We start from the raw sequence: 23,037 nt of genomic DNA, 5'->3' as shown, positions 1-23,037 counted from the left end.
CCGGCCGGTACATCACCCTGACCACCTGCACCCCCGAGTTCACCAGCACCTACCGCATGATCGTCTGGGGAAAGCTGGTCGAGGAACGCCCGCGCAGCAAGGGAAAGCCGGAGGCACTCGTAGGCTGAGAGCCAACACCTCCAGAAGGGACGAGGGCCGCCCCAGTGTCACGTGCGCGCAACCGGATCGCCGGGCTCATCAGCGTTTTCGGTGAACTCCTCATCACAGCCGGCCTCGTGCTCGGACTCTTCGTCGCCTACTCGCTGTGGTGGACGAACGTCCTCGCCGACCGCGCCGCCGACAAGGAAGGCGCGCAGGTCCGCGGCGAGTGGGCCGACACGGGCCCCGGCGCCCTCGACACCAAGGGCGGACTCGGCTTCCTCCACGTGCCCGCCTTCGGCGGCGACGAGATCCTCGTGAAGCGGGGCACCGAGAGCTCCATCCTCAACAACGGCGTCGCCGGCTACTACACCGACCCCGTGAAGTCGGCCCTCCCGCAGGACAAGGAGGGCAACTTCACGCTCGCCGCCCACCGGGACGGGCACGGCGCCAAGTTCCACAACATCCACAAGTTGAAGGACGGCGACCCGATCGTCTTCGAGTCCAAGGACACCTGGTACGTCTACAAGGTCTACAAGACCCTCCCGGAGACGACGAAGTTCAACGTGGACGTCCTCCAGCAGGTCCCCGAGGAGTCCGGCAAGAGCGAGCCCGGCCGGTACATCACCCTCACGACCTGCACCCCGATGTACACCTCCGACTACCGCTACATCGTCTGGGGCGAACTGGCCCGCACCGAGAAGGTCGACGCCGACCGCACCCCGCCGGCCGAACTCCGCTGACCCGCCGGACGAACAGCACATGGGGAGAGCCCCGGAGCCTTCACAGGCTCCGGGGCTCTCCCCATGTACGGTCCGGCGATCGCACCGAGGGCTAGTCGAACCAGCCGCCGATGTTGTTGGCGTCGCCGTTGTTGCCGTTGTTGTCGCCGCCGTTGTTGTCCCCGCCGCCGGGCTGCTGGCCGCCGTTGCCGGCGTTGTCGCCACCGGTGGCGGCGTCCGGGTCCACGGGGGTGAGCAGGGTGACGGTGTCGCCCGGCTTGACCGGCGAACCCGCGGCCGGGACCGACTGGGCGATGCGGGCGTTGTCCTTGTCGAAACCGGCCACGACCACGGTCACGCCCTGGCTCTGGAGGTAGTCCCGGACTTCCTTGAGCGTCTTGCCGACAGCGTCCGCGGGGACCGTGATCTGCGGCGTCGCGGGGCCCTTGGAGACCTTCAGGGTGATCTTGACGTCCAGCGGCTGGTTGGTGTTGCCCGCCGGGTTCTGCTCCAGGACCGTGCCCTTGGGCTGGTCGTTCTCGACCTCTTCCTGCTTCACGTCGGTGAAGCCGAGGCCGTTCAGCTGCTGGAGTGCCAGGCTGATGTCGCGACCCGTCACCGGGGGCAGGTTCGTCAGCTTCTGCTTGGCGACGGTCAGCGTCACCTCGGAGTTCTTCTCGGCCTTGGTGCCGTTCTGCGGGTTCTGCCGCAGGACGGTGCCGGGGTCCTCGTCGGACTCCTCCTCGTCGACCTTGACCTTGAAGCCCTTGCCCTCCAGGGTCTCCTTGGCCCGCTGGAGCGACTGCTCCTGGACGTCCGGGACCTCCACGAGCGGCGCGCCCTCGGAGATCCACACCTGGATGGTGGCGCCGACCTCCATCTTGGCGATGTTGTCCGCGACCGGGTTCTGACGGCAGATGGCGCCTGTGGGCTGCTCGCAGCGCTCGGTGCCCGCCTCCTGCAACTGCACCTGGGCGTTGGTGACGGACTTCTTCGCCTCGTCCATCTTCTGGCCGACGAGCTGCGGCACCACCGTCTGCTGCGGGGTGTCGCTGGTGTCCATGAGGTACCGGGCGATGAAGATCGCGCCGACCAGCACCAGGACGCCGCAGAGCGCCAGCAGGATCGTCGAGGCGTTCGACTTCTTCTGGGCGCCGCGGCGACGGTCGGGACGGTCGTCGTACCCGCCGTAGCCCCCGCCGTCCGGCGGGACCGGCGGCATCATCGAGGTCTGGCCGATCGGGTCGGACTGGCGCAGCGCGGTGGTCGGCTGGTCGTCCGGCGGGTAGCCGTAGCCGTTGTACGACTGGGCGCCCGCCATGCCCATGGCGGCGGCGGCCGCGACCGGCTGCCCGTCCAGGCACGCCTCGATGTCCGCGCGCATCTCGTCGGCGGACTGGTAGCGGTAGTCGGGGTCCTTGACCAGTGCCTTGAGGACGATGGCGTCCATCTCGGGCGTGATCTCGGCGTCGAAGTTGCTCGGCTGCTGGGGCTCTTCCCGGACGTGCTGGTAGGCGACGGCCACGGGGGAGTCGCCGATGAACGGCGGCCGGACGGTGAGCAGTTCGTAGAGCAGGCAGCCCGTGGAGTACAGGTCGGAACGGGCGTCGACCTGCTCGCCCTTGGCCTGCTCGGGGGAGAGGTACTGGGCGGTGCCGATGACCGCGGCGGTCTGCGTCATGGTCATGCCCGCGTCGCCCATGGCGCGCGCGATGCCGAAGTCCATGACCTTGACCTGGCCGGTGCGGGTCAGCATCACGTTCGCGGGCTTGATGTCGCGGTGCACGATGCCGGCGCGGTGCGAGTACTCCAGCGCCTGGAGGATGCCGACGGTCATTTCCAGGGTGCGCTCGGGCAGCAGCTTGCGGCCGGAGTGAAGCAGCTCACGGAGGGTCGAGCCGTCCACGTACTCCATCACGATGTACGGGATGGAGACGCCGTCGACGTAGTCCTCGCCGGTGTCGTACACGGCGACGATCGCCGGGTGGTTCAGGGAGGCGGCGGACTGTGCCTCACGGCGGAACCGGGCCTGGAAGGACGGGTCACGGGCCAGGTCGGCCCGCAGCGTCTTCACGGCGACGGTGCGGCCGAGCCGGGTGTCCTGGGCGAGGTACACCTCGGCCATGCCACCGCGGCCGAGCACCGAGCCCAGCTCGTACCGGCCGCCGAGGCGACGCGGCTCTTCCATAGCTAATCCAGCCCTCTCCGTCTGTCCCGACCGCACCCATGGGTGGTCCGGCGGTGTGTGCTGTTCGCGCATACGCTACCGGCCCCGAGAGGCGGTACCGCCCGCGCGGGGCAGCTGATACCTGACCGGTACCTGGCTGGCACCGGCCCTTTGCAAGATCAGCCGCGACTCTTCAGAACCGCCTTCATGACCGCCTTCGCGATCGGTGCGGCGAGGCCGCCACCGCTGATGTCCTCACGGCCGACGCCCTCGGCGTCCTCGACGATCACGGCGACGGCGACCGGGGAACCCTGGTCGGTCTTGGCGTAGGAGATGAACCAGGCGTAGGGGCGCTTGGCGTTCTTCTCGCCGTGCTGCGCGGTACCCGTCTTGCCGCCGACCTTCACGCCGTCCATGTTCAGGTCGGCCCTGCCGCCGGTGCCCTTGGCGACGACGTTCTCCATCATCGCCTGGAGCTTCTGCGCGTTCTCCGCGGAGACGGGCTGGCTCATCTCCTCGGGCTCGTTCTGCTTGATGACGTCCAGGTTCGGCGCGCGCAGCTGGTCGATCATGTACGGCTTCATCAGCTTGCCGTCGTTGGCGATCGCCGCCGTGACCATCGCCATCTGGAGCGGGGTGGTCGCGGTGTTGAACTGGCCGATGGAGGAGAGCGCGTTGCCGCCGCGGTCGGCCTTCTTGTCGTAGACGGAGGCGGCGGAGCGGACGGGGGTGAACTGCTCGGCGTTGAAGCCGAACTTCTCCGCCATCTCGTTCATCTTCTCGACGCCGACGTCGTCGCCGAGCTTGGCGAAGACCGAGTTGCAGGAGACCCGCAGCGCCTCGTTGAGGCTGGCGTTGGCGCAGCCGCCGGAGTGGTTCTTCATCGGCAGCGTGGAGAGCGGGATCTTCCAGCCCTCGGGGGTGTCCGTCGCCGCGTCGATGTCGGTGACCTTGCCGGCCTCCAGCGCGGCGGCGGCGGTCACGACCTTGAAGACGGAGCCGGGGGGGTAGATCTCACGGATCGCGCGGTTCTGCTTGGGCTTGTTCTTGTTCTCCTCCAGCGCGACCCACGCCTTCTCGTCCTTGCTGGAGTAGCCGGCGAAGGAAGAGGGGTCGTACGAGGGGGTGGACGCCAGCGCGAGGATCTTGCCGGTCTTCGGTTCGATCGCGACGACGGCACCGGTGTTGTTGCCCAGACCCTTGAAGGCGGCCTTCTGCGCGGCGCCGTTGAGGGTGGTGACGACGTCGCCGCCCTTCTTCTGCTCCCCGGTGAACATCGACAGGGTGCGGTCGAAGAAGAGCCGGTCGTCGTTGCCGGTGAGGATGCCGTCCTCGATCTTCTCGATCTGGTTGGCGTCGTAGGCCTGCGAGGCGAAGCCGGTGACGGGGGCCCACATGGGGCCGTCCACGTACGTGCGCTTGAACTTGAAGTACTCGTCCCCGGAGTCGACGGAGCCGGTGATCGGCTTGCCGTCGACGATGATGTTTCCGCGCTCGTTGGAGTAGCGCTCGATCTGGACGCGGCGGTTCTTCGGGTGCGCGTTCAGCTCCTCGGCACGGACGAACTGGAGCCAGTTGTCGCGCAGGAGCAGGGCGAGGACAAGCAGGCCGCAGAAGATCGCGACCCGCCGCAGCGGCTTGTTCACGGACGGACCACCTGGGTCATCTCGGCGTCGGGGTTCGGAGCGGGGGCGGGCGCCGGGCGGCGCGCGGTGTCGCTGATCCGGATCAGGATGCCGATCAGGGCCCAGTTGGCGATCACGGACGATCCGCCGTACGCGAGGAACGGCATCGTCATACCGGTCAGCGGGATGAGGCCCATCACACCGCCGGCGACGACGAAGACCTGGAGCGCGAAGGCGCCGGACAGGCCCATCGCGAGCAGTTTGCCGAAGGGGTCGCGGGCCGCGAGAGCCGTGCGGATGCCGCGCTCGATGATCAGACCGTAGATCAGCAGGAAGACCATCACGCCGGCGAGACCGAGCTCCTCGCCGACCGTGGCGAAGATGAAGTCGGAGTTGGCGGCGAACTGGATCAGGTCGGAGTTGCCCTGGCCGAGACCGGTGCCGAGGATGCCGCCGGAGCCGAAGGACATCAGCACCTGCGTCATCTGGTCACAGGCGTACGCCATGTTCGAGCCGTCGGGGGCCGTCTTGAGGCACTCGAACGGGTCGAGCCAGGCCGCCACGCGGGACTGCACGTGGCTGGCGGTGGAGCTCACGGCCACGGCTCCCGCGACGGCCATCAGGAGGCCCATGACGATCCAGCTGGTCCGCTCGGTGGCCACGTACAGCATGATCACGAACATGCCGAAGAACAGCAGCGAGGTACCGAGGTCGTTCTCGAAGACCAGGATGAGGAGGCTGACCGCCCAGATCGTCAGGATCGGGCCGAGGTCACGGCCGCGAGGCAGGTAGAGCCCCATGAAGCGGCGGCTGGCCAGAGCCAGCGCGTCCCGCTTCACCATCAGGTAGCCGGAGAAGAACACGGCGAGGACGAGCTTGGCGAACTCACCGGGCTGGATCGAGAAGCCGCCGACGCGGATCCAGATCTTGGCGCCGAACACGTCGGCGCCGAGGCCGGGGACGAGCGGCAGCAGCAGCAGCACGAGCGCGGCGACCATCGAGATGTACGTGTAGCGCTGGAGGACCCGGTGGTCCTTGAGGATCAGCAGAACGCCCACGAACATGGCGATGCCGATCGCCGAGTACATCATCTGGTTCGGCGCGGAGGCGCTGAACGCCCCGTACTGCCGCTTCGCCAGGTCGATCAGCCGCGGCGACTGGTCCAGACGCCAGATCAGCACCAGGCCCATGCCGTTGAGAAGGGTCGCCAACGGCAGCAGCAGCGGGTCCGAGTACGGCGCCCACTTGCGTACGACGAGGTGGGCGACGGTCGCGAGGAGGGCCAGGCCCAGCCCGTACCCGAGCATGCCGGAGGGGACCTCGCCGTCCAGCGCGAGCCCGACGTTGAGGTACGCGAACACCGGGATGACGACGGCGAACGCGAGCAGCGCCAGCTCGGTGTTGCGGCGGCTCGGCGCCTCGATCGCGCCGATGGTGGTCGTGTTGGTGACAACGCTCATGGTGGTGAAAGGCCCCCTACGGGTGCTTACTGCTTGCCGCAGTTCGAGGCCAGCTTCTGTTCCTCCGGAGTGAGGGTGGGACCCGGGGTCGGAGCGGCTGCGGTGGGCTTGGATTCGGGCTTGGCGTCGGCCTTCTCGCCGTCGGCCGGCTTCTGGGCCGCCTCGGCGGCGGCCTTCTCCTTGTCGGCCTTCTCCTTGGCCACGCGGCGCTCCTCGGTCTTCTTGCAGGACGAGGCCTGCACCGCGAGCTCGGAGATCTTCGTCTGGGCCTTGGCGAGGCTGCCGCCCGCGATGGTGTCCTCGACCTGCTTCCGCTGGTAGGCGGGCAGGTACTTGAGTTCGATCTCGGGGTGGTCCTTCTCGACCTCCGAGAGCTTCACCCAGGCGAGGTCCTGGCTGATGCCGCGGTACAGCGCCACGTGCTCGGCGTTCGAGCCCACGAAGTACTGGGTCTGGGTCCAGCGCCAGCCGCCGTACGCGCCGCCGGCGAGGACGCCGAGGGCGAGGACGAGAATCACCGTGCGCCCGATCCACCGGCGCCGCTTGCGCGGCTTCACGAAGTCGTCGTCGGCGTACGAGTCGAAGGCGCCGTGCGGCGGCATGCCGCCGTAGCCGTGGTCGTCGCCGCTGCCGGGCGGGCCGAAGCCGCCGGCCGGGGGCTGGTGGTGCGCGGGGCGGCCGAGCCCGGAGGCGCGGCCGGCCGGGGTCTGCATCGCGCCGCCGTCGTTCAGCTGCGTCTGGTTCTCGGCGACCGCGCCGACGACCACGGGGGTGTCGCTGAGGTGGCCGGCGAGGGTGTCGCCGCCGTCGACGTCGAGGACGTCGGCGACGATCACCGTGATGTTGTCGGGGCCGCCGCCGCGCAGCGCGAGCTGGATCAGCTCCTGCACGGTCTCCTGCGGGCCCTGGTAGCTGGCGAGGGTGTCCTCCATCGTCTGGTGGGACACCACGCCGGAGAGGCCGTCGGAGCAGATCAGGTACCGGTCGCCGGCGCGGACCTCGCGGATGGAGAGGTCGGGCTCGACGTGGTCGCCGCTGCCGAGCGCGCGCATGAGGAGCGAGCGCTGCGGGTGGGTGGTGGCCTCCTCCTCGGTGATCCGGCCCTCGTCGACGAGCCGCTGGACCCAGGTGTGGTCCTGGGTGATCTGGGTGAGGACGCCGTCGCGCAGCAGGTACGCGCGCGAGTCGCCGACGTGCACGAGGCCGAGCCGCTGCCCGGTCCACAGCAGGGCGGTGAGCGTGGTGCCCATGCCCTCCAGCTGCGGGTCCTCCTCGACCATCATCCGGAGCTGGTCGTTGGCGCGCTGCACCGCCGTGCCCAGCGAGGTGAGGATGTCGGAGCCCGGGACGTCGTCGTCGAGCGTGACGAGCGTCGAGATCACCTCGGAGGAGGCGACCTCTCCGGCGGCCTGGCCGCCCATGCCGTCGGCGATCGCGAGGAGACGGGGACCGGCGTAGCCGGAGTCCTCGTTCCCCTCGCGGATCATGCCCTTGTGCGAGCCCGCGGCGAATCGCAGGGAGAGACTCATGCCCACCTGCCCTGTCGCCGCTGCATCGGGGTACAGCCGGTCTCGACCCACACTGCCCACCCTCCGGTCGCTCCGGTCAGCTCGCTCATTGTCGTACTACTTCCGCAGCTCGATGACGGTCTTGCCGATGCGGATCGGCGCCCCCAGCGGAATCGGCGTCGCGGTGGTGAGGCGGGTCCGGTCGAGGTACGTACCGTTCGTGGACCCGAGGTCCTCGACGATCCACTGGCCGTCCCGGTCGGGGTAGATCCGGGCGTGCCGGCTGGATGCGTAGTCGTCGTCCAGCACGATCGTCGAGTCGTGCGCCCGCCCCAGGGTGATCGTCTGGCCCTGCAGGGCGACGGTCGTGCCGGTGAGGGTGCCTTCGGAGACGACCAGCTTCGTCGGGGCGCCGCGGCGCGACCGGCCACCACCGGTCGGCTGCGGCTGCTGGGCGCGCTGCTGCGGAGGGGCCGCCTGGCGGCCGCCCTGCTGGGGGCGCGCCTCCTGGCGGCGGGAACCGCGCTGGGTCACCCGCGTACCGAACAGGTCGCTACGGATGACCTGGACGGCCACGATGACGAACAGCCACAGAACGGCCAGGAAACCCAACCGCATGACCGTCAGGGTCAGCTCTGACATTGCCCCCGCTTCACCCTTCGGCTTGCCGGTAAACGATGGTGGTGCTGCCCACGACGATCCGCGAGCCGTCGCGGAGCGTAGCGCGGGTGGTGTGCTGCCCGTCCACCACGATGCCGTTGGTGGATCCGAGATCCTGGATCGTCGAGGGCGTTCCGGTCCGGATCTCGCAGTGCCGGCGGGACACGCCGGGATCGTCGATCCTCACGTCCGCGTCGGTGCTGCGGCCGAGAACCAGGGTCGGGCGGGAGATCTGGTGGCGGTTGCCGTTGATCTCGATCCAGCGGCGCACCTGGGTACCGCCGGAAGCCGGAGGACGGCCGCCCGCGGCCGGCCGCTGGCCGCCGCCGGGCGGCGGGGCGGACGGCATCGGCGGAGCCCCGGCCGGGGGCCCCTGCGGGTATCCGTAGCCGCCGCCCTGGCCGTGCTGCTGGCCGTGCTGCTGGTGGGGCTGCTGCTGGTGACCCGCCTGCGGCTGCGGCTGGGACGTGCTCGACGCGAGCGTACGGCTGCGCACCCGGTAGAGACCGGTGTCGAGGTCGTCGGCCTTCTCCAGATGGACCTTGATCGGCCCCATGAAGGTGTACCGCTGCTGCTTGGCGTAGTCCCGGACCAGGCCGGCGAGCTCGTCGCCCAGCTGGCCCGAGTAGGGGCTCAGACGCTCGTAGTCGGGCGCGCTGAGCTCCACGATGAAGTCGTTGGGGACGACGGTCCGCTCGCGGTTCCAGATCTGCGCGTTGTTGTCGCACTCGCGCTGGAGCGCGCCGGCGATCTCGACCGGCTGGACCTCGGACTTGAACACCTTGGCGAAGGTGCCGTTGACCAGACCTTCGAGACGCTGCTCGAAACGCTTCAGGACTCCCATGGGGCACCTCCTCCGTCGTTGCCGTCCTGGTACTGCTTACTGATCGTATCCACGCGTCGGGAAATCGGCTGGTTCCCCTTCTCTGCCCTGTGGACGAGTGTCACCTCTCACAGGCCCTCCCCCCAGGGATCGTAGAGGGGGCCTGTGGACAGTGTCCCGCACGCGGCTGTCCGACAGGAGGGGTGGAGTGGGGCAGTGCGCGCGTCGAGCGGCGCGGCCGGCGCCGCAACCTCCCGCTTCTCCCCTGTCTCTCCCATCTCTCCCCTCTCTCCCCTGTGTCCCTTCTCTCCTTCTTCTCCTTACTTCTCCCCTGTGGTCCTTCGTGGTCCTTCGGGGTCCTTCGTGGCGGATCCGGGAGTGGCGGGAGCGCCGGGAGCGCCGGGTGGCGTCCGGGAGGGGCGGGACCGGTGAGAGGGGCGGGGCCGGTGGCAGTGGTGGCAGAGGTGGCAGTGGTGGGACCGGCGGGAGTGGTGGGAGGGGTGGGGATCGACGGGAGCGGTGGGGATCCGTGTCCGGCCCGGGGGTCCGCGACGGTGGGGGTGCTCCGTCGTTCCGCGAACCTTCGTGGCTCCGCGACGATCTTCGGTCGCTCCGAGATGCCCCGATCCCTCGACCCCTCGTGCCGCCCTCTCGCTCCCGCTCTCATCGTCTTCCCGCCTCCCGTCGCCCACCCCTCCCTCTCCTCTGTTCCGCCCGCGGGAGGCCGAAACAACGGATGTGAATCCACCGTCCGCGACGTGCTAATCTTCAGATGTCGCCAGGCGCTCCCACCGAAAAGGTGAGAGACCGGGAGACCACCCAATGCGCGGGTGGCGGAATAGGCAGACGCGCTGGATTCAGGTTCCAGTGCCCGAAAGGGCGTGGGGGTTCAACTCCCCCCTCGCGCACCAGACGGAAGCCCCGTAGGTCCCAGACCTACGGGGCTTCCGCGTTGTCCGACCGAGGATCCCTCCGGCCTGTATGTCTCACCGGGCCTTGCGTCTTTCGTCGTTGCGGGTCGCGACGAAAGAGGGACGCCCGGAGGCCCTGACGCTGCCTAGGGTGCGAGCGTGGAAGCGACGAGTGCGGGAACGACGCCGTGGGCGGGGGCCGGGCGCGGGGCGGGAGCCCGGGCGGCCGCCGTGTGGAGGTGGCTCGTGCCCGCCGGGGAGTGGTCGCGGCGCAGGACGGTCGGCGAGGTGGCGCTCACCGCCGTCGTCGCCCTGCTCGCCGCGGGCACCGAGGAACTGCTCGGCGGCGAGGGGTGGCAGCTCGCGGCGGTCGCCGCCGGCTCGGCCGTGCTGTCGCTGCTCCGCCGCAGGTTCCCCGCCACCGTGCTCGTCGTCACCGCCGCCCTGAGCCCCGTCGTCCCCGGTCTCGGACCGCTGCTGCTCGTCCTCGGCTGGTCCGCCGGCGGCCACATCCTCGGCGTCGGCCGGGCCCTGCACGCGTTCATCGCCGCCTACGTCCTCAACGTCGCCGCGACCCTGCTCGTCGCCTGGGACCAGAGCCGCATGCTCACCGTCGCCTTCATGGCGACCCTGTACTACCTGGGCACCACCCTCGCGCCCGGACTCGCCCACCGCTACTGGGCCCAGCGCCGCACCCTCCTGCACGCCCTCCAGGAGCGCAACGTACGGCTGGTGCGCGAGCGGGCCATGATCGGGCGGAACGCCCGGCTGCGCGAGCGGCAGCGCATCGCCCAGGACATGCACGACAGCCTCGGCCACCAACTCGCCCTGATCGCCGTGCACACCGGCGCGCTGGAGGTCGACCGCGCGCTGAACGACCGGCAGCGCGAGGTCGTCGGCGTGCTCAGGAACGCGTCCGTGACCGCCATGCACGAACTGCGGGAGGTCGTCGGCATACTCAGGGACGGCACCGAGGCCGCCGACCCGGACACCGGACCGGTCGGCGCCGGCGACGAGAGCGGGCGGGCGGCACGCGGGATCGCCGGCATCGAAGGACTCGTCGCCTCCGCGCGTGCCGCCGGAACCCGCGTCGAACTGCGGCGGATCGGCGACGAGCGGCCCCTGGAGCCGGCCGCCGGACACGCCGCGTACCGCATGGCGCAGGAGGCGCTCACCAACGCCTACAAGTACGCCCCCGGGGCCGCCATCAGCGTCGAACTGCGCTACGAGCCCGACACCTTCGTCGTCGAGATCTTCAACGAGGAGCCGAGCGCCGGCCCCGCGAAGGACGTCGTCAGCGGAGGCCAAGGCCTGGCCGGACTCGAGGAGCGGGCCCGGCTCGTCGGCGGCATGTGCCACGCGGGACCGGCCGACGACGGAGGCTTCCGGGTCGCCGGCATGCTGCCGTACGGCTCCGCGCCCACCGGCGAATCCGCGTCTTTGGTCGATGCGGCCGACGACTTCCGGCAGCAGTCGACGAAGCCCTTCGGACGAGAAGGTCGTTCCGTACCGGTCGGAGAGCCCGACTGGACCTTCACGGAACGGGAGTTGGCGATGGCACTGCACGGGGGGAAGACCCGCCGCACCGGAGGATCGGTCGCGCTCGGCTGCGGCATCGCCTTCGCGGCGCTCGTCGTCCTCGTCGTCGCCGCCGGCTTCGGCATCTTCTACTTCATAGGCTCGGTCCAGGACACGATGGTCGAACCCTCGAAGTACGAGTCGATCGAGGTCGGCATGGCGGAGAAGGACGTCCGGGCCATGCTGCCCGACGGCGACTCCTTCGCGAACCTGGCCACGTCGGGCAAGGGCGCGCCCCCGGAGCCGAAGGGCGCCGCCTGCCTCGCCCTCCTGTCCACGGAGATGAGCGACGACTTCGACGTCGACCCCGTTTTCCGGTTCTGCTTCAAGGACGGCAAGCTGATCGAGAAGAAGGCGTACGAGGTCAGGCAGTAGCGTCACGGCCGACCCGTACCGGAGGCGTCGGGGAGGCGCAGTGCTGTCAGGGCAGACGGGACGGTCCGGGCGGACCGTCAGGGTCGTGGTGGCCGACGACGAGCCGCTGATCAGGGCGGGGATCCGGATGATCCTCAACTCCGATCCGGACATCCACGTGGTCGCCGAGGCGGCGAACGGCCGAGAGGCCGTCGACGCGGCCCGCGCGCACGCCGCCGACGTCGTGCTCCTCGACATCCAGATGCCGGTCCTCGACGGCCTCTCCGCCCTCCCCGAGCTGCGCAGGGCCGCGCCCGGAGCCCGGGTGATCGTCCTGACCACCTTCGGCGAGCGGGAGAACGTCCTGCGGGCGCTGGAGCACGGCAGCGCCGGTTTCCTGCTGAAGGACACCGCCCCCGCCGAACTGATCGGCGCCGTCCGGGCCACCGCAGCGGGCGACGCCTACCTGTCGCCGGCCGCGACCCGGCACGTCGTCGAACGGCTCGCCTCCGGCCGCGAGGCCGCCCGCGCCGAGGAGGCCCGCGGACGGGTCGCCGCGCTCGGCGAGAAGGAGCGCGAGGTCCTCGCACTCCTCGGCGAGGGCCTCTCCAACGCCGACGCGGGCCGCCGCCTGCACATGAGCGAGGGCACCGTGAAGACGTACGTCAGCAGGATCCTCGCCAAACTGCAGTGTGAGAACCGCGTCCAGGCCGCCCTCCTGGCCCGCGACGCGGGCTTGTAGAGCGGGCGAGGAGGCGGGTCCGCGAGCGGGTGCGGGCGAGGGCGCGCGGGCGGGTGCGGGCGGTGGTGCGCGGGCGGGTGTGAGGCGGCGGGCGCGCGTTCCGGCGCGGGTTCCGGTGTCAGAGCGGGGTGGGGGGCCCGGTGGGATCAGCGGGGCCCGCGGCGTTGTACCGGAGGAGGTACTCGGCGAAGCGGGCCAGGTCGTCGTTCGACCAGTCCCTCAGGCGCTCCTGGTAGGCCGCGAGACGGTTGGCCTGGGCGGTGGCGAGCACCGCGAGACCGGCCTCCGTCGGGTGCAGGACGTGCACCCGGTGGTCGTCCGGCGCGGGCCGGCGCTCCACCAGGCCCAGCTTCTCCAGTCCCGCCAGCTGGCGGCTGACCGTCGACTTGTCCAGCAGGTAGTGCGAGGCGAGATCCGTGGCGCGGCAGCCGCGCCGGTCCTCGATGTGCGCGAGGAGCGTGTACGAGACGAGGGGGATCTCCGGGTGGACCCGGGCGGCGGCGGCACGCGCCCGGCGCGCGAAGGCCGTCAGCTCTCGCTGGATGACGTCGACGGACGCCTCGCGGGGCGGTTCTTCGCGGGTCGGGCGGGTCGTGCGGGCGTCGCCGGTGGCTTCGTGGGCGGCCTCGTGGGAGGCCGCGACGACGGCGTTCTCGGTGCTGGACATCGGGGGCTCCCCGGGTGAGTTAGCCCCGTGCGGGGTTTCGGTTGTATAGTACAACGGTTCTTTGGTTGTAAAAGCCACCCAATGGCTCTCACCGTCTCCGGAGGTCATGGTGTCCACAGGACCGAACCCCACCGCCGGTGCCCTGCGGCACGTCCTCGGGCACCTCCTCACCCCTCTCCTCATGTGTCTCGGCATGGGCCTCGCCTACCTCGGCGCCTTCCACGCCCCCCAGCCCCACGACCTCCGCGTCGACGTCGTCGGCGCAGGACCCGCCGCGCAGGTCCTCGCCCAGACCCTCCACGACAAGAGCGCCGGCGCCCTCGACGTCCGTACCGTCCCCGACCGGTCCGCCGCCGCCACCGCCCTCCACCGGCAGGACAGCTTCGGCGCCTACATCCCCGGCGAGCACCCCGAACTCCTGGTCGCCTCCGCCTCCTCCGACACCAGCGCCATGGCCGTCGAGAAGGTCTTCACCCAGGTCGCCGCCGAGCGGGACGCCCCCCTCAAGGTCACCGACCTCGCCCCCACCGCCCCCGGTGACCCCACCGGCCAGGGCGTCTTCTTCCTCCTCGTCGCGGTCAGTATCGGCGCGTACGCCTCCGTCGCCGTCATCGGTGCCGCCGGAGCCACCCTCCCCATGAGGATCCGCGCCCTCCTCGCCGCCGGCACCTCCCTCGTCGTCAGCCTCATCGGCACCCTCTTCGCCGGCCCCGTCTTCCACCTCGTCGACCACGGTCTCGCCGGGGTCTGGGCCCTCTCCTGGCTCTACGCCGCAGGCATCCTCCTCATCGGCATCGGTCTCCACACCTACCTGCGCCGCTGGACCACGCTCGGCGTGATGGTCCTCTTCGTCATGCTCAACTTCACGAGCTCCGGTGGCATCTACCGTCCCGAGCTCCAGCCCGGCTTCTTCGGCTCCCTGCACGCCTTCTGGAACGGCGCCGGCCTCGTCGAAGGCATCCGCGGCCACGTCTACTTCGACGGCCACGGCCTGGGCGGCAACGTCCTCGTCCTCGCCCTCTGGTTCCTCGCCGGCACCGTCCTGGTCGCGGTGGCGGCCCGCACCGAGGCCGGGCGGAAGGCGTCGGCCGCGGCTGAGGCCGCCCCGGCGGCCGTCGGTGCGGGAACCGCCACGGCGCACACGACTCAGAAGCCTCAGGACGGTCAGGAGTCTCAGGAGTCTCAGGCAGGTCAGGAGGCTCAGAGGGAGAGGGAGACGGAGAAGGCGGAGGTCGAGGCAGAGGAGGAAGAGATGGAGGAGGCCGTGGCCGTCTGAGCAGGCGGTTGATGGTTGTCCACAGGTCGTTGTCCACAGGGGGAGACGGCCGATCATGACCCGCTGTACCGTCAGGCCCGGAAGCAGTCGCAGCAGTCGCAGCAGTCGCAGCAGTCATCGGGGGAGGTCGTCCCATGGACGAGATCCAGGCCGTCGTGCCCGGACAGCGTGGAGGAACGGACGGGGAACGCATCCCGCACGTGCCCGGATTCGCCAGGCGAGGCACAGCGGAGGACTCCCCCAAGACGCGCGGCAAACAGCTCCGCACCGCCGTCCCCCGCTCCTCCCACGCCGAGCTCACCCTCCCCGACGGGCGGCCCGACGCGGTCCGCGCCGTCGAGGAGTCCAGCCGGGGACGCGTCCCCGGTCTCACCCCGATCCGCGTCGGCCGGATGGCCGCCAACCCGTTCGCGTTCCTGCGCGGAACCGCCGGACTCATGGCCCACGACCTCGCGGGCACCCCCGTCACGGGCATCGCCGCCCAACTCTGCGGCGACGCCCACGCCGCCAACTTCGGCCTCTACGGCGACGCCCGCGGCCGGCTCGTGATGGACCTCAACGACTTCGACGAGACCGCCGTCGGCCCCTGGGAATGGGACCTCAAGCGGCTCGCCACCTCCCTCGTCCTCGCCGGCCGCGTGGTCGGCGCGGACGAGGACACCTGCCGGGCCGCCGCCTTCGACACCGTCGGCGCCTACCGGCGCACCATGCGGCTCCTCGCCAGGCTGCCCGCCCTCGACGCCTGGAACGCGATACCCGACGAGGAACTCGTCTCCCACACCGACGCCCGCGACCTCCTCGGCCTTCTGGAACGCGTCTCCGCCAAGGCACGCAACAACACCAGCGCCCGGTTCGCCGCCCGCTCCACCGAGACGGTCGACGAGGCCGAAGGCGGCGGACGCCGCTTCGTCGACGCACCCCCGGTCCTGCGCCGAGTGCCCGACGCCGAGGCCGCCGTCGTCACCGCGGCCCTCGGTGCCTACCTGGAGACCGTCTCCGAGGACCGGCGCCCGCTCCTCGCCCGGTACACCGTCCACGACGTCGCCTTCCGGGTCGTCGGCACCGGCAGCGTCGGCACCCGCTCCTACGTCGTCCTGCTCCTCGACCACCGCGGCGAACCGCTCGTCCTCCAGGTGAAGGAAGCCCGGCCGTCCGTGCTCCTGCCCCACCTGCCCGCCGCCGGGTTCGCCGTCTCCGACCCCGGTCACGAGGGCCGCCGCGTCGTCCTCGGACAGAAGCGCATGCAGGTCGTCAGCGACATGCTGCTCGGCTGGACCACCGTCGACGGGCGTCCCTTCCAGGTGCGCCAGTTCCGCAACCGCAAGGGCAGCGTCGACCCCGCGGCGCTCACCCCCGACCAGGTCGACGACTACGGCCGCATGACCGGCGCGCTCCTCGCCCGCGCCCATGCCCACAGCGCCGACCCGCGCCTGATAGCCGGCTACTGCGGCAAGAACGAGGAGTTCGACGAGGCCGTCGCCACCTTCGCCGTCACCTACGCCGACCGCACCACCGCCGACCACGCCGACCTGCTCACCGCCATCCGCACCGGCCGCATGGTGGCGGAGATGGGGGTGTGACCGCCGGGTGACCCTGCGGTGCCTGAGGGGGCCGGTGGGAGAGCGGGCGGCGCGCGGGGCGGAATGGCGCCCGGAGGAGCTGGGGGTGCCGGGGGCAGCACGCGGAAGACCGGGGGGGAGGGGGAGGGGAGGGAGGGGGGAGGGGCCCCCGGTGAGGACCTAGGCTTGAGGGGTCGGGCCGGAACGAGGACGTGGGCGGGCGTGAACGTGAGCGAGGACCAGGACCAGGGCCGGGAGCCCAAGCCGGAGCCGAAGCCCGAGGTGGCTGAGGCGGAGGCGGAGGCGGTAGTGGCGGCGGGATCGAGCTCGGATACGCGGTCGCGGTCGGAGTCGCCGTCCGGGTCGCCGGTGGAAGCGTCGGCGGGCTCGCCGTCGCCGTCAGGTCCGGAGTCGTCTGCGGGATCCGGCGACGGGCCGCGGGTGGAAGCCAGGGCCGCAGACGGTGCGGAGCGGCCTGAGGCTCGGTTGGAGCGGGCTGTTCTGGCGGCCGAGCAGGCGTTGATCGAGTTCGAGATCGCCGTGGAGACCTTCCGGGTCGAGGTGGAGAACTTCTCCCGGCTGCACCACCAGACGCTGGGGCCGATGTACGCGCGGCTCGACGAGCTGGACGCGTCGATCGCGGAGGCGCGGGCCGCGCGGACCGGTGATCCGGAGGACCTGCGGAGGGCGCGTGAGGCGCGGGCCGCGGTGCAGCCGCTGCCGGGGGTCGACGTGCTCTTCGACGACTGGCTCGACTCCGACGGGCTCTCCCCCGAGGCGGCCGCGATGCTGACCGAGCGGCCGGTGCGGCCGCCGCAGCGGGTGCGGCCGAGCGAGGAGGCGCGCCGGCTCTACCGCGAGCTGGCCCGCAAGGCCCACCCCGACCTGGCGCGCGAGGAGGGCGAGCGGCAGCGGCGGGAGGAGTTCATCACCCGCGTGAACGCGGCCTACGCGCGTGGCGACGAGGGTCTCCTGCGGGAGCTCGCCGCCGAGTGGGAGGCGGGTCCGGCGCCGGCCGAGGAGCGGCAGAGCGAGAGCGAGGAGCTGTACGCGCGGCTGGAGTGGCTGGCCCAGCGCAAGGACCTGCTGTCCGCGTTGGCGCGGGAGCTGGAGGAGAGCGCGATCGGGTCGATGCTGCGGCTGGCGCCGGAGGACCCGGACCGGCTCCTCGAGGAGATCGCCGAGCAGCTGCGTGGCCAGGTGTCCGAGCGTGAGGCCGAGCTGGCCACACTGGTGCAGTAGGTTTTCCCAGGTCGAGGCGGTTCCGCCGTACACGAGAGAAGGTCAGTGCCATGAGTTTCGCCCCGCTGCCGTCGGTGCCCGCCGCGTCCGTGCCCGCCGATGCCCTGGTGCTGGACGTGCGGGAGGACGACGAGTGGGCGGCCGGGCGGGTCGAGGGCGCGCTGCACGTGCCGATGAGCGACTTCGTGGCCCGGTTCGCCGAGGTCGGTGAGCAGCTCGCCGAGCACGGGCGTGCCTATGTGATGTGCCGGGTGGGTGGCCGGTCGGCGCAGGTCACGCAGTATCTGGTGCAGCAGGGGTACGACGCGGTGAACGTGGACGGCGGGATGGTGGCCTGGGAGGGCGCCGGGCGTCCCGTGGTGGCGGACGACGGTCCCGGGTTCGTCGCCTGAGCTGTCTTCCCGGCGCGTGCGGGGCGGGGCATTCCTCTGCCCCGCTCCTCCGGAGTTCCCTGTGCCTGGCGTGTTCGGCGCATCCCCTGCGGAGCCGCTCCGGCGTTTCGGGGTGGTCAGCTCAGGGGGTGGTCACCTCAGGGTGTGGTCAGCTCAGGGGGTGGGCGGCGATGAGGTCGCCCAGGGCTTCCTCGTGGGCGGCGGCCGGGCCGAGGGAGAGTTCGAGGTACTTCGCCCAGGCGTGGTAGCGGTGCAGCGGGTAGTCGGTGTCGGCGCCGAAGCCGCCGTGCAGGTGCTGGGCGGTCTGGACGACCCGGCGTACACCTTCCGAGGCCCAGATCTTGGCGACGGCGAGGTCCGCCTCGGCGGGCATGGCCGTGTCGGCCGTGGTGGAGATGCGCCAGGCGGCCTGCCAGAGGGTGGCCTCCATCGCGCGGAGGTCGATGTAGCGGTCGGCGGTCTGGACGGCGACGGCCTGGAAGGTGGCCACGGGGTGGCCGAACTGTTCGCGCTTCCCGGTGTACTGGCTCGTCATGGTGAGGACCTGTTCGCCGAGACCGAGGGCGAGCGCGCAGGTTCCGGTGGTGAGCAGGGCGCGCAGGGCCGGCCAGGCGTCGGTGGAGTCCAGGACTTGGTCGGTGTCGAGGCGGACGGCGTCGAGCTGTAGCCGGGCGAGGCGTTCGCCGTGGGTGCCGTACTGGGCGTCGAGGGTGAGGCCCGGGTGGTCGCGCGGGAGCAGGGCGAGGACCGTGCGGCCGTCGGCGGTGTGCGCGGGGACGGCGGTCAGGTCGGCGTGGTGTGCCCAGGGGACGTGGTCGGTGGTGCCGTCGAGGATCCAGTGGGTGGAGACCCGGCGGGCGGTGACGGCACGTTCGGCGGGTTCGTGGCCGGTGGTGCCGTGGGCGGCGGCGGTGAGGATCAGCCGTCCGGCGGAGACTTCGGGAAGGAGCGCGGCGGCGGTGGCGGCCGGGGCGTGGTGCTGGAGCACGTGGGTGACGGCGGTGGTCTCCAGGAGGGGGACGCGGGCCAGGACGCGGGCGGACTCGCGCAGGACGAGGCAGAGGGCGACCGGGTCGAGGCCGGTGCCGCCGTGTTCGGGGGCGGCGAGGAGGCCGAGGAGATCGGTGGCGGCGAGGCGCTGCCACAGGGGGCGGTCGAGGTCGTCGGCGACGGCGGTCGGGGTGAGGGCGGGGCTGGGTACGGCGTCGGGTGCGACGTCGGCGAAGACGGTGCGGGCGGTCTCCGCGGCCGCCTGCTGCTCTTCGGTGAACGTGAAGTCCATGGCCCTGTCCTTCCGTTGCTGTCCGCTGCCGGTCCTGCGGCCCGCCAGGAGGCAGTGTTCTGACGGGCCGTCAAGATAGAACAGGTTCTAGCGGAAGGGAATGGGCTCAGCGGTCGAAGTCCAGCTCCACATCGGGGGTGGCCGGGTGGGACTGGCAGGCCAGGACGTAGCCGGCGTCGGTCTCCTCCGGTTCGAGGGCGAAGTTGCGGTCCATGCGGACCTCGCCGCCGACGACGAAGGCCCGGCAGGTGCCGCAGACCCCGCCCTTGCAGGCGTAGGGGGCGTCGGCGCGGGCGCGGAGGACGGTGTCGAGGAGGCTCTCGCCGCGCTCGACGGGCCAGGTGCCGGAGCGGCCGTGGAGGGTGGCCGTGAGGGTGGCGTGGGCGGGGGTGTCGGTGGTGGGGACAGGCGCGGGGCCCGAGCCGTCGTCGACGTGGAAGATCTCCTGGTGGACCCGGGCACGGTCGACACCGAGCTCGCGCAGGGCCCGCTCGGCGCCCTGGACGAGACCGAAGGGTCCGCAGAGGAACCAGCCGTCGATGGCGCCGACCGGAAGGAGGGCGGGCAGGAGCGCGGTGAGCCGGTCCTGGTCGAGGCGGCCGGACGGGAGCCCGGCCTGCTGCTCCTCGCGGGAGAGGACGGTGACGAGCTGGAAGCGCTCCGGGTGGCGGTCCTTCAGGTCGGCGACCTCGTCGAGGAACATCGTGGAGGCGGCGGTGCGGTCGCTGCGGATCAGGCAGAACCGGGCCTCGGGTTCGCGGTCGAGGAGGGTGGCCGCCATGGAGAGCACCGGGGTGATGCCGCTGCCGCCGGCGACGGCGGCGAAGTGCCCGGGGCGCGGGTCGAGGACGAAGCGGCCGGTGGGGGCCATGACGTCCACGGTGTGGCCGGGGGTGAGTTCCTTGAGGGCCCAGGTGGAGAAGGCGCCGCCGTCGACGAGGCGGATGCCGACGCGGAGTTCGGGGCGCTCTCCGGCCGGGGCGGCGGGGGAGCAGATCGAGTAGGTGCGGCGGATCTCCTGGCCGGACTCGTCGGTGCGGCGCAGGGCGAGGTGCTGGCCCGGGCGGTGGCGGAAGGTCTCGTGGAGGTCGTCGGGGACCGCGAAGGTGACGGCCACGGAGTCGTCGGTGAGCCGCTCGACCTGGCTCACCGGGAGCGGATGGAACATCTACAGCTCCTTGAAGTGGTCGAAGGGTTCGCGGCAGGCGGTGCAGCGGCGCAGGGCCTTGCAGGCGGTGGAGGAGAACCGGCTGAGGAGCTCGGTGTCGGTGGAGCCGCAGTGCGGGCAGCGGATGGCCAGGGTGAGGGCGACGGGCCCGCCGGCGGGGCCCTGGGGGCGGGGCGGGGCGATGCCGAACTCGCTGAGCTTGCGGCGGCCTTCCTCGGTGATGTCGTCGGTGCTCCAGGCCGGGGCGAGGACGGTGACGACGGTGACCTCGGGGATGCCGTGCTCGTGGAGGGCGTGCTCGATGTCGGTGGACATCGTCTCGACGGCGGGGCATCCGGTGTACGTGGGCGTGAGGGCGACCTCGACCCGGCCGGGGCCGGTGACGTGGACGCCGCGGAGCACGCCGAGTTCGGCGAGGGTGAGGACGGGCAGCTCGGGGTCGGGGACGGCGCCGGCGATCCGGGCCAGTTCCGCTTCGAGCGGGGTGGTGGCGGTGGTCACCATGTCGCCCCCGGGTGGCTGCGGTGGAGGTGCTGCATCTCGGCGAGCATCCGGCCGAAGTGCTCGGTGTGGAGGCCTTGGCGGCCGGCGCCGGCCCGCCAGGCGCCGGTGCGGGGGCCGGTGGGCACGGTGAGTCCCGCGCGGGTGAGGACGGTGGTGACGGAGTCCAGCCAGGCCGCTTCGAGGCCGGCGGGGTCCAGGCCGAGGCCGTCGAGGGGCTGGAAGAGCTCGCCGGTGTAGCGCCAGAGCGCGTCGCAGGCGGTCTGCATCCGGCGGTGGCTCTCCTCGGTGCCGTCGCCGAGGCGGAGCGTCCAGTGCTCGGCGTGGTCCTGGTGGTAGGCGACTTCCTTGACGGCCTTGGCGGCGAGGCCGGTCAGCGGGGTGGAGCCGGTGGCGAGGGCCGCGTAGAGGAGTCGCTGGTAGGTGGAGAAGTACAGCTGGCGGGCAATGGTGTGGGCGAAGTCGCCGTTGGGCTGCTCGACCAGCTGGACGTTGCGGAAGTCGCGCTCCTCGCGGAGGAAGGCGAGCGCGTCCTCGTCGCCGGCGAGGGAGAGCAGGACGCGGGCCTGGCCGAGGAGGTCGAGCGCGATGTTGGCGAGGGCGACCTCCTCCTCCAGGACGGGGGCGCTGCCGGCCCACTCCCCCAGGCGCTGGGCGAGGACGAGGGCGTCGTCGCCGAGGGCGAGGGCCGCGGTGGTGACGGCCTGGTCGGTGAGGGCCGGGTCGGTGACGGCCGCATCGGTGGGCGTGCCCGGGGTGCCGGAGGTGTCCGGAGCGCCGGTGGTGCCCTGGGTGCTGGTGGTGTTCTCGGGGCCGGTGGTGTCCGGAGCGACGGTGGTGTTCGCGGTGCCGGTGGTGTCCTGAGTGCCGGTGGCGGTCACAGGTGCTTCACCCCCTCCGGGATCTCGTAGAAGGTCGGGTGCCGGTAGGGCTTGTCGGCGGCCGGTTCGAAGAAGGGGTCCTTCTCGTCCGGGGAGGAGGCGGTGATGGCGGCGGAGGGCACGACCCAGAGGGAGACGCCCTCCATCCGGCGGGTGTAGAGGTCCCGGGCGTTGCGCAGGGCCATCTCCGCGTCGGGGGCGTGGAGGCTGCCGGCGTGGGTGTGGGAGAGCCCTCGGCGGGAGCGCACGAACACCTCCCACAGGGGCCAAGTGTCGCTGCTCATGCCTGTGCCTCCCCGTGCTGTCCGGTGTGCTTGCGCGCGTAGGCCGCGGCGGCCTCTCTGACCCAGGCGCCGTCCTCGTGGGCCCGGCGGCGCTGGGTGATCCGCTGGTCGTTGCAGGGGCCGTTGCCCTTCAGCACGTCCCAGAACTCGGCCCAGTCGATGGGGCCGAAGTCGTAGTGCCCGCGCTCCTCGTTCCACTTCAGGTCGGGGTCGGGGAGGGTGAGGCCGAGGGACTCCGCCTGCGGAGCGGCGATGTCGACGAAGCGCTGACGCAGCTCGTCGTTGGTGTGGCGCTTGATCTTCCACGCCATCGCCTGTGCGGTGTGGGTCGATTCGTCGTCCGGCGGGCCGAACATCATCAGGGAGGGCCACCACCAGCGGTCCACCGCGTCCTGGGCCATGGCGTGCTGGGCCTCGGTGCCGCGGGAGAGGGCGAGCAGGGCTTCGTACCCCTGTCGCTGGTGGAAGGACTCCTCCTTGCAGACGCGGACCATGGCCCGGGCGTAGGGGCCGTAGGAGCAGCGGCAGATGGGGACCTGATTGGTGATGGCGGCGCCGTCGACGAGCCAGCCGATGGCGCCGACGTCGGCCCAGGTGAGGGTGGGGTAGTTGAAGATCGAGGAGTACTTCTGGCGGCCGGTGTGGAGCTTGTCGAGGAGCTCGTCGCGGCTGACGCCGAGGGTCTCGGCGGCGCTGTAGAGGTACAGGCCGTGGCCGGCCTCGTCCTGGACCTTGGCCATGAGGATGGCCTTGCGGCGCAGCGAGGGCGCGCGGGTGATCCAGTTGGCCTCGGGCTGCATGCCGATGATTTCCGAGTGGGCGTGCTGCGCGATCTGGCGGACGAGGGAGGCGCGGTACGCCTCCGGCATCCAGTCGCGCGGCTCGATGCGCTCGTCGGCGGCGACGGCGGCGTCGAACACCGCCTCGCGGGCGGCCTGCGCCGCCGCGTCCGCGGCACCCGTGCCGGGCGCTTCCGCGGTCACTGCCGTCCCTGCGGTCCCTGCGGTCATCGGACCCCCTACCGACCGATCGTTCGGTTGAATGACTTCAATGGTGGGTCGGCGGCCCGTATGGTGTCAACCCTGTGGATAACCGCCTGCTCCGTCCGGGGCGCAGACGAGCGGGTCACCGGTGGG

The 23,037-nt window shown here is 71.4% G+C and carries 20 protein-coding genes, 1 tRNA gene and 1 pseudogene; 9 read left to right on the top strand and 13 right to left on the bottom strand.

Translation table 11 applies throughout. The features are described from left to right. Window positions 1-128: pseudogene (locus ACF1BN_RS32845) on the top strand (class E sortase); the annotation flags it as partial. A 36-nt stretch (window positions 129-164) separates the two neighbouring features. Then, the gene (locus tag ACF1BN_RS32840) at window positions 165-842 is read left to right on the top strand and encodes a class E sortase (protein ID WP_389160860.1); all 678 of its coding nucleotides are present in this window, start codon (window positions 165-167) and stop codon (window positions 840-842) included. A gap of 91 nt (window positions 843-933) precedes the next feature. On the opposite strand, the gene pknB is transcribed toward ACF1BN_RS32840, so the two are convergent. From pknB to ACF1BN_RS32810, 6 genes are all read right to left on the bottom strand, one after another. Further along, window positions 934-3,009, bottom strand: a complete 2,076-nt coding sequence (gene pknB, locus ACF1BN_RS32835) for a Stk1 family PASTA domain-containing Ser/Thr kinase (protein ID WP_392335232.1) — start codon at window positions 3,007-3,009, stop codon at window positions 934-936. Between the two features lie 158 nt (window positions 3,010-3,167). Next, entirely contained in the window at window positions 3,168-4,634 is a 1,467-nt protein-coding gene (locus tag ACF1BN_RS32830; protein WP_392335231.1) for a peptidoglycan D,D-transpeptidase FtsI family protein, read from the bottom strand. Beyond that, window positions 4,631-6,073 carry an FtsW/RodA/SpoVE family cell cycle protein gene (locus ACF1BN_RS32825; protein WP_392335230.1) on the bottom strand — a complete coding sequence of 481 codons (1,443 nt, stop codon included), beginning with the start codon at window positions 6,071-6,073 and terminating at the stop codon, window positions 4,631-4,633. Before ACF1BN_RS32825 ends, ACF1BN_RS32830 begins: the two co-directional genes overlap by 4 nt. Before the next feature lie 26 nt (window positions 6,074-6,099). Beyond that, window positions 6,100-7,602 (bottom strand): Stp1/IreP family PP2C-type Ser/Thr phosphatase, encoded by a 1,503-nt coding sequence (locus ACF1BN_RS32820; RefSeq protein WP_392335229.1) that lies wholly within the window; start codon window positions 7,600-7,602, stop codon window positions 6,100-6,102. A 96-nt stretch (window positions 7,603-7,698) separates the two neighbouring features. Continuing rightward, window positions 7,699-8,223 (bottom strand): FHA domain-containing protein, encoded by a 525-nt coding sequence (locus ACF1BN_RS32815; RefSeq protein ID WP_392335228.1) that lies wholly within the window; start codon window positions 8,221-8,223, stop codon window positions 7,699-7,701. 10 nt (window positions 8,224-8,233) lie between these two features. After that, on the bottom strand, window positions 8,234-9,085 hold the full coding sequence (locus tag ACF1BN_RS32810; protein ID WP_392335227.1) for an FhaA domain-containing protein: 852 nt from the start codon (window positions 9,083-9,085) through the stop codon (window positions 8,234-8,236). Window positions 9,086-9,888: 803 nt separating this feature from the next. Here ACF1BN_RS32810 and ACF1BN_RS32805 point away from each other — a divergent pair. The 3 genes from ACF1BN_RS32805 to ACF1BN_RS32795 all read left to right on the top strand — a co-directional run bounded on the left by ACF1BN_RS32805 (window position 9,889) and on the right by ACF1BN_RS32795 (window position 12,649). Then, window positions 9,889-9,975, top strand: a tRNA-Leu gene (locus ACF1BN_RS32805). A 246-nt stretch (window positions 9,976-10,221) separates the two neighbouring features. Next, window positions 10,222-11,928 (top strand): sensor histidine kinase, encoded by a 1,707-nt coding sequence (locus ACF1BN_RS32800; RefSeq protein ID WP_392335226.1) that lies wholly within the window; start codon window positions 10,222-10,224, stop codon window positions 11,926-11,928. Window positions 11,929-12,013: 85 nt separating this feature from the next. After that, window positions 12,014-12,649 (top strand): response regulator, encoded by a 636-nt coding sequence (locus ACF1BN_RS32795; RefSeq protein WP_392335225.1) that lies wholly within the window; start codon window positions 12,014-12,016, stop codon window positions 12,647-12,649. A 118-nt stretch (window positions 12,650-12,767) separates the two neighbouring features. Here ACF1BN_RS32795 and ACF1BN_RS32790 read toward each other — a convergent pair whose 3' ends face one another. Then, window positions 12,768-13,316, bottom strand: a complete 549-nt coding sequence (locus tag ACF1BN_RS32790) for a MarR family winged helix-turn-helix transcriptional regulator (protein ID WP_392335224.1) — start codon at window positions 13,314-13,316, stop codon at window positions 12,768-12,770. Between the two features lie 106 nt (window positions 13,317-13,422). Here ACF1BN_RS32790 and ACF1BN_RS32785 point away from each other — a divergent pair, with 106 nt between their 5' ends. The 4 genes from ACF1BN_RS32785 (at window position 13,423) to ACF1BN_RS32770 (ending at window position 17,785) form a co-directional block, all read left to right on the top strand. Then, window positions 13,423-14,592: a hypothetical protein gene (locus tag ACF1BN_RS32785; RefSeq protein WP_392335223.1), complete on the top strand. Its 1,170-nt coding sequence runs from the start codon at window positions 13,423-13,425 to the stop codon at window positions 14,590-14,592. Window positions 14,593-14,726: 134 nt separating this feature from the next. Continuing rightward, window positions 14,727-16,172, top strand: a complete 1,446-nt coding sequence (locus tag ACF1BN_RS32780; protein ID WP_392335222.1) for a DUF2252 domain-containing protein — start codon at window positions 14,727-14,729, stop codon at window positions 16,170-16,172. Window positions 16,173-16,592: 420 nt separating this feature from the next. Further along, on the top strand, window positions 16,593-17,393 hold the full coding sequence (locus tag ACF1BN_RS32775; RefSeq protein ID WP_392335221.1) for a hypothetical protein: 801 nt from the start codon (window positions 16,593-16,595) through the stop codon (window positions 17,391-17,393). A 50-nt stretch (window positions 17,394-17,443) separates the two neighbouring features. Continuing rightward, window positions 17,444-17,785, top strand: coding sequence for a rhodanese-like domain-containing protein (locus ACF1BN_RS32770; protein WP_392335220.1), 342 nt, complete (start codon window positions 17,444-17,446; stop codon window positions 17,783-17,785). Window positions 17,786-17,933: 148 nt separating this feature from the next. On the opposite strand, the gene ACF1BN_RS32765 is transcribed toward ACF1BN_RS32770, so the two are convergent. The 6 genes from ACF1BN_RS32765 to paaA all read right to left on the bottom strand — a co-directional run bounded on the left by ACF1BN_RS32765 (window position 17,934) and on the right by paaA (window position 22,911). After that, entirely contained in the window at window positions 17,934-19,067 is a 1,134-nt protein-coding gene (locus tag ACF1BN_RS32765; protein ID WP_392335219.1) for an acyl-CoA dehydrogenase family protein, read from the bottom strand. A gap of 106 nt (window positions 19,068-19,173) precedes the next feature. Beyond that, on the bottom strand, window positions 19,174-20,235 hold the full coding sequence (locus ACF1BN_RS32760) for a 2Fe-2S iron-sulfur cluster-binding protein (protein WP_392335218.1): 1,062 nt from the start codon (window positions 20,233-20,235) through the stop codon (window positions 19,174-19,176). Further along, window positions 20,236-20,739 (bottom strand): 1,2-phenylacetyl-CoA epoxidase subunit PaaD, encoded by a 504-nt coding sequence (gene paaD / locus ACF1BN_RS32755; RefSeq protein WP_376599866.1) that lies wholly within the window; start codon window positions 20,737-20,739, stop codon window positions 20,236-20,238. It lies immediately after the preceding gene. Next, entirely contained in the window at window positions 20,733-21,617 is an 885-nt protein-coding gene (paaC, locus tag ACF1BN_RS32750) for a 1,2-phenylacetyl-CoA epoxidase subunit PaaC (RefSeq protein ID WP_392335217.1), read from the bottom strand. Before paaC ends, paaD begins: the two co-directional genes overlap by 7 nt. Continuing rightward, window positions 21,614-21,901: a 1,2-phenylacetyl-CoA epoxidase subunit PaaB gene (gene paaB / locus ACF1BN_RS32745; RefSeq protein ID WP_030493720.1), complete on the bottom strand. Its 288-nt coding sequence runs from the start codon at window positions 21,899-21,901 to the stop codon at window positions 21,614-21,616. The genes paaC and paaB overlap by 4 nt, the downstream gene beginning before the upstream one ends. Then, complete coding sequence (gene paaA / locus ACF1BN_RS32740) at window positions 21,898-22,911, bottom strand: 1,2-phenylacetyl-CoA epoxidase subunit PaaA (protein WP_392335216.1); 1,014 nt, start codon at window positions 22,909-22,911, stop codon at window positions 21,898-21,900. The genes paaB and paaA overlap by 4 nt, the downstream gene beginning before the upstream one ends. Window positions 22,912-23,037: the final 126 nt, after the last annotated feature.

Source organism: Streptomyces sp. NPDC014861, assembly GCF_043081625.1.
In the GTDB taxonomy this organism is placed as follows: Bacteria; Actinomycetota; Actinomycetes; order Streptomycetales; family Streptomycetaceae; genus Streptomyces.
This window is presented reverse-complemented; position numbering and strand designations above follow the sequence as displayed.

Excerpts from the sequence above, each read along its gene's own strand:
- ACF1BN_RS32785 (WP_392335223.1), top strand. The coding sequence starts at position 13,423 with ATGGTGTCCACAGGACCGAACCCCACCGCCGGTGCCCTGCGGCACGTC.
- paaB (WP_030493720.1), bottom strand. The coding sequence starts at position 21,901 with ATGAGCAGCGACACTTGGCCCCTGTGGGAGGTGTTCGTGCGCTCCCGC.
- pknB (WP_392335232.1), bottom strand. The coding sequence starts at position 3,009 with ATGGAAGAGCCGCGTCGCCTCGGCGGCCGGTACGAGCTGGGCTCGGTG.
- ACF1BN_RS32770 (WP_392335220.1), top strand. The coding sequence starts at position 17,444 with ATGAGTTTCGCCCCGCTGCCGTCGGTGCCCGCCGCGTCCGTGCCCGCC.
- ACF1BN_RS32760 (WP_392335218.1), bottom strand. The coding sequence starts at position 20,235 with ATGTTCCATCCGCTCCCGGTGAGCCAGGTCGAGCGGCTCACCGACGAC.
- ACF1BN_RS32780 (WP_392335222.1), top strand. The coding sequence starts at position 14,727 with ATGGACGAGATCCAGGCCGTCGTGCCCGGACAGCGTGGAGGAACGGAC.
- ACF1BN_RS32815 (WP_392335228.1), bottom strand. The coding sequence starts at position 8,223 with ATGTCAGAGCTGACCCTGACGGTCATGCGGTTGGGTTTCCTGGCCGTT.
- ACF1BN_RS32825 (WP_392335230.1), bottom strand. The coding sequence starts at position 6,073 with ATGAGCGTTGTCACCAACACGACCACCATCGGCGCGATCGAGGCGCCG.
- ACF1BN_RS32790 (WP_392335224.1), bottom strand. The coding sequence starts at position 13,316 with ATGTCCAGCACCGAGAACGCCGTCGTCGCGGCCTCCCACGAGGCCGCC.
- paaA (WP_392335216.1), bottom strand. The coding sequence starts at position 22,911 with ATGACCGCAGGGACCGCAGGGACGGCAGTGACCGCGGAAGCGCCCGGC.
- ACF1BN_RS32765 (WP_392335219.1), bottom strand. The coding sequence starts at position 19,067 with ATGGACTTCACGTTCACCGAAGAGCAGCAGGCGGCCGCGGAGACCGCC.
- ACF1BN_RS32810 (WP_392335227.1), bottom strand. The coding sequence starts at position 9,085 with ATGGGAGTCCTGAAGCGTTTCGAGCAGCGTCTCGAAGGTCTGGTCAAC.
- paaD (WP_376599866.1), bottom strand. The coding sequence starts at position 20,739 with ATGGTGACCACCGCCACCACCCCGCTCGAAGCGGAACTGGCCCGGATC.
- ACF1BN_RS32820 (WP_392335229.1), bottom strand. The coding sequence starts at position 7,602 with ATGAGTCTCTCCCTGCGATTCGCCGCGGGCTCGCACAAGGGCATGATC.